4 protein-coding genes are annotated in these 3,443 nt (G+C 61.7%); all 4 read left to right on the plus strand.

The genetic code is table 11. The features are described from left to right. Positions 1–4 precede the first annotated feature (4 nt). The gene (locus VFJ08_RS07010) at positions 5–172 is read left to right on the plus strand and encodes a hypothetical protein (protein WP_324996485.1); all 168 of its coding nucleotides are present in this window, start codon (positions 5–7) and stop codon (positions 170–172) included. 99 nt (positions 173–271) lie between these two features. Further along, positions 272–604 (plus strand): preprotein translocase subunit YajC, encoded by a 333-nt coding sequence (gene yajC, locus VFJ08_RS07015; RefSeq protein WP_324996482.1) that lies wholly within the window; start codon positions 272–274, stop codon positions 602–604. Between the two features lie 39 nt (positions 605–643). After that, positions 644–2,500, plus strand: coding sequence for a protein translocase subunit SecD (gene secD / locus VFJ08_RS07020; protein ID WP_324996483.1), 1,857 nt, complete (start codon positions 644–646; stop codon positions 2,498–2,500). Between the two features lie 11 nt (positions 2,501–2,511). Next, positions 2,512–3,443 (plus strand): protein translocase subunit SecF (gene secF / locus VFJ08_RS07025; RefSeq protein ID WP_324996484.1); only part of this gene is annotated, 932 nt, incomplete at its 3' end.

Below are 3,443 nucleotides of genomic sequence, written 5' to 3' on the forward strand. Positions count from 1 at the left end.
GATTCTGGCGGCGCGCCTGAACACCTGGCACAACCTGGCCTACTACCAACGACTGATGCGGCGTGTCCGCGCCGCCATCCAGGCCAGCGATTACGCCGCGTTCATGCGCGATTTCTTCGTCGGGCCCGAAGGCCAGGGCACGCCGCAAGCCGCCCACGGCGGATACGGCTAAAGATTCGATGCATCGTAGCCGGGTCCGGACAAACCCTATGGCATACTGTGCGGCTTATTTGCGGCACAGACCGCGCAACCTTGGACGAGGGCTTACTCTATGGATTTTCTGATTCCTCTTGCGCACGCGCAGGGCGGCGGGGGCGCCCAGGGCGGCAGCGCCATCTACTCGATCGGCATGATCGTGGTCTTTTTCGCGATCATGTTTTTCCTGGTCATCCGCCCGCAGATGAAGCGGCAAAAAGAGCATAAGAAGCTGATCGAAAGCCTGAGCAAGGGCAGCGAGATCGTCACCAGCGGCGGCGTGGCGGGGCGCATTCGCGAGGTCGGAGAGAACTTTCTGGTGGTCGAAGTGGCCAAGGACGTCGAGATCCGTGTCCAGAAATCATCCGTGACCAGCGTGGTGCCGAAGGGCACGATGGATTCGTTGTAATCGCAGGCTCTTGAGCATCTTGCGACTGATCGGGGTCTTATGAACCGTTATCCGCTGTGGAAATATCTTTTGCTCGTCGTCGTGCTGGCGGTCGGCGTACTTTATGCGTTGCCCAATCTGTACGGCGAGCAACCGGCGGTGCAGGTGTCCAGCATCAACGGCAACGCGGCCACGGCGCAGCTCAAAAACCGGGTCAAGACCATACTGTCGAACGCCGATATGGGCGCGCAGAGCGTGCGTCTCACGGACGGACGCCTGCTCGCGCGTTACAACTCGATCGAGGCGCAGCTCAAGGCCGCGGGCGTGTTGAAACGCAAGCTCGGGGACGACTACACGGTCGCGCTCAATCTGGCGCCGTCCACGCCGGACTGGCTGCGGGCGATCAGCGCGCAGCCGATGTCGCTGGGCCTGGATCTGCGCGGCGGGGTGCATTTCCTGCTGCAGGTCGATATGGACACGGTGTTCGAGAACACCTACGATCGCTATGCCCGCGACCTGCCGCATTATCTGCGGGATCAGTCGATTCGCTATAAGCGGGCTTATCGCGACGGCGATTCGGTCAAGCTAGTCTTTCCTAACGCAGAGTCGATGAACAAGGCGCAGGACGCTTTGCCGGATCAGTTCGGCAACCTGCAGTTCAAGCCGGCGCCGAATGCCGACAACACGCTGGTCGCCACCCTGACCGAGAGTCGTATCAATCAGATCCGGGACTTCGCGCTCCAGCAGAACCTGACCACGCTGCGCAACCGCGTGAACGAGCTCGGCGTGGCCGAGCCGCTGGTCCAGCGCCAGGGCCAGGACCGTATTGTGGTCGAACTGCCCGGCGTGCAGGACACCGCCGAGGCTAAGCGGCTGCTGGGCAAGACCGCAACGCTGCAGTATCGGCTGGTGGCCCAAGGCCATGACCCGCGACAGGCGGCCAAGACGGGGAATATTCCCGAAGGTACCGAGCTGTATCACATGAAAAATGGGCAGCCGATCCTGCTCAAGGACGAGGTGATCGCTTCGGGCGATCAACTGGTCGATGCCTCGGCCGGGTTCGATCAGAAGACCAACCAGCCGTCGGTATTCGTCACCCTCGACGGGCAGGCGGCGAGCAAGATGTTCGACGTCACCTCCGCGCACATCGGCGATCCGATGGCGGTGCTCTACACCGAGACCCGTTTCGAGACCCACTACAACGACAAGGGCGAGAAGGTCACGACCCATCACAAGGATCAGCGCGTGATCAGCGTGGCCAACATCCAGGGCGCGTTCGGCAAGCGTTTTCAGACCACCGGTCTGCAACGCGGCGAGGCGCACGATCTCGCGCTGCTGCTGCGCGCCGGCGCGCTGGCCGCGCCGGTCAATATCGTCTCCGAACGCACCATCGGCCCGAGTCTCGGCGCCGAGAATATCGCCAAGGGCCGACTGGCCGTCATCGTCGGTTTTCTGGCCGTGGTCGTTTTCATGGCGGTCTATTACCGCGTCGCCGGCCTGATCGCCGACGCGGCGCTGTTGATGAACCTTATTCTGTTGGTGGCGGTGATGTCGATTCTGCAGGCGACGCTCACGCTGCCCGGCATCGCCGGCATCGTGCTGACGCTCGGTATGGCGGTCGACGCCAATGTGCTGATCTTCGAGCGAATACGCGAGGAGCTGGATGCCGGCAATACGCCCCAAGCCTCGATCAAAGCCGGTTACGACAAAGCGTTCTCGACCATTGCCGACGCCAACATCACCACGCTGCTCGCGGGCCTGACGCTGTTCGGCTTCGGCAGCGGCCCGATCAAGGGCTTCGCGATCACGCTGTCGATCGGCATCGTCACGTCGATGTTCACGTCCGTGGTGGGCGCCCGCGCGATCACGAATTTGGTTTATGGCTATCGTAAGCGTCTGTCCGGCGTGTCGATCTAATCGGGGCAAGTATGTTTCGTCTGATCAAAAAGAACACGAAATTCGATTTCGTCCGGTTCGGTAAGTACGCGCTCACCGTCACTTATGTGCTGGTCGCGCTGTCGGTCGCATCGCTGGCGACCGGGCATTTGAATTTCGGCATCGACTTCACCGGTGGCGCGGTGGTGCACGTGCAGTACCCGCACGAGGTGGATTTGGGTAAGGTGCGTCAGGCGCTCGATCAGCACAATTTGAACGCCGCCGCCCAGCATTTCGGCAGCGCCGATACGGTGATCGTGCGGCTGTCCTCGAAGCCGGACGTCAAGACCGCCAAGATCGGCCAGCACGTGATGAACGCGCTAAAAAGCGGCCCGTCGGGCGCACAGTTGCAGGGCGTTCAGTACGTTGGGCCTCAGGTCGGCCAGGAGTTGGTGAACAAGGGCAGCCTGGCACTGCTCTATACCATGATCGCGATCCTGCTCTACGTGCTGTTCCGGTTCCACTGGAAACTGGCATTCGGCGCCGTCGCCGCACTGGTGCACGATATCTTCATCACCCTGGGCGTGTTCTCGGTCCTGCCGCTGAACTTCGATCTGACAGTGCTGGCCGCGCTACTGGCGGTGCTGGGATATTCGGTCAACGACACCGTGGTCGTCTTCGACCGGATACGCGAGAATTTTCCGCGCATGCGCAAGGCGACCGCGCCGCAAGTGGTCAACGCCGCGATCAACCAGACGCTGTCGCGTACCGTGATGACCTCCGGCATCACGCTGCTTACGCTGTTTGCGTTGCTGATTCTCGGCGGTCCGGTGCTGCGCGGTTTCTCGGTCACGCTGATCGTCGGCATCCTCGTCGGCACTTACTCTTCGATCTTCATCGCGAGCCCGATCGCGCTGGCGCTCAAGCTCACGGCGCACGATCTCTTCCCGCCCAAGGAAGAGGATGCGGAGAAGGCTTCCAAGAT

Origin of the sequence: Salinisphaera sp. (assembly GCF_035690525.1) — a bacterium.
GTDB lineage: Bacteria > Pseudomonadota > Gammaproteobacteria > Nevskiales > Salinisphaeraceae > Salinisphaera.